Source organism: Bacillus sp. AP50 (genome assembly GCF_040492675.1).
Classification (GTDB): domain Bacteria; phylum Bacillota; class Bacilli; order Bacillales; family Bacillaceae_G; genus Bacillus_A; species Bacillus_A cereus.
The window spans coordinates 1-1392 of sequence record NZ_JBEUTW010000754.1 but is presented as its reverse complement, the minus strand read 5'-3'; the positions used below and the strand labels follow the sequence as shown (position 1 = coordinate 1392).

Sequence of the window (1392 nt, the reverse complement as noted above, 5' to 3'; positions counted from 1 at the left end):
GGTGATTTATATTTTCACCCTCAATGGCAAAAAGATTGGTTATTTACTTTCATCAACATAATCTCATACTTATTCCAGAAAACGAGTATTCAAATAATACTTACTACCCATTCACCATTTATATTATCAGACTTACCAAGTGGTAATGTCATTCTCCTCAAAAAAGATGACAATAAAAAAATACGTACAGTAAAGAATTTAGAGGGGAATCAACTTACTTTTGCAGCTAATATACATGATTTATTGACTAATTCCTACTTTATGCATGATGGATTGGTTGGTAAATTTGCCCAACATAAAATTAATACATTAGTAGATGAAATATTAGACTCTTCACCTGAGAAAGTGAAAAGTAATAGTTCACGTATAAGAAAACAAATTGACATTATTGGGGAACCAATTGTAAAAAGAAAGCTCATAGAGATTTTTGAAGATAAAATAAAGTTAGATGTATTAAGTATCAATGAAAAAATAGAACGATTACAACAACAAATTGATGAATTAAGGACGTTAAAAGATGATAAAAATTGAATTAAATGAGTTCATTCTTCAAAAGCATTTGGCTTATTGTAATGGAACCGAAATAGGAGTAAGCAAAAATAGAATTTCATTGTATACAAAGTTAAATGAGACGATTGAGCATTGTAATGATACAGATTTAAAAGAAATACTTATATTACTATTACAAAACTTCGAAACACTTGTTATCGGTAATCCTTTACAGCTAGAAAAGCTCAAAGAAAAAGTTACTACGAAAATAACCTCTATTGTTGTTAAAGAAAGACTTCCAAAATTACAAACTAAAAGAAAACAGACAATTAATAGAGTTTTAGAAAATATTTTTGTAAAAGAATATGATCGTTTTACCGACCGAAATGTTAAAAGTCCAGATTTATGGTGGGCATATACATTTGTTCAAAGTGTTAATATTTCAGTTTGCCCATATTGTAATAGTCAGTTTATTTTTACACATTTGAACGATAGTGGTAGGACAAGACCTGTATTGGATCATTTCTTTTGTAAGGCCGAATATCCTTTTTTAGCAATATCAATTTATAATTTAATTCCTTGTTGTAAAGTGTGTAATTCAGACCTTAAAGGCTCAACTAATGTTGACTTGAAAAATTATATTAATCCTTATATACATCAGTTTGAAGGAAATGTTTCATTTAAACGTGAATTTGTAAAAAAAACAAAAACTAAAATAGAGAAGAATGATTATTTTAGTGCCATTATTGGTGAATCTGATGATTTCAAAATAACTTTAGATTTTACTGCTCTGTTGGAAGAGGAAATTAATCAATATAAAAATCAAGCTGAATTATTCCAGTTAGAAGAAATTTACAAATTTCATAAAGATTATATTAAAAATCTTATCGTTAAATCTAGAAT

The 1392-nt window shown here is 27.4% G+C and carries 1 protein-coding gene and 1 pseudogene; both read left to right on the top strand.

Annotation, left to right across the window (positions count from 1 at the left end; genetic code table 11):
• A pseudogene (locus ABWK52_RS29190) lies at positions 1 to 531 on the top strand (AAA family ATPase); the annotation flags it as partial.
• A partial coding sequence (locus ABWK52_RS29185; protein WP_353772369.1) for a hypothetical protein occupies positions 518 to 1392 on the top strand: 875 nt, incomplete at its 3' end. The pseudogene ABWK52_RS29190 and the gene ABWK52_RS29185, both read left to right, overlap by 14 nt.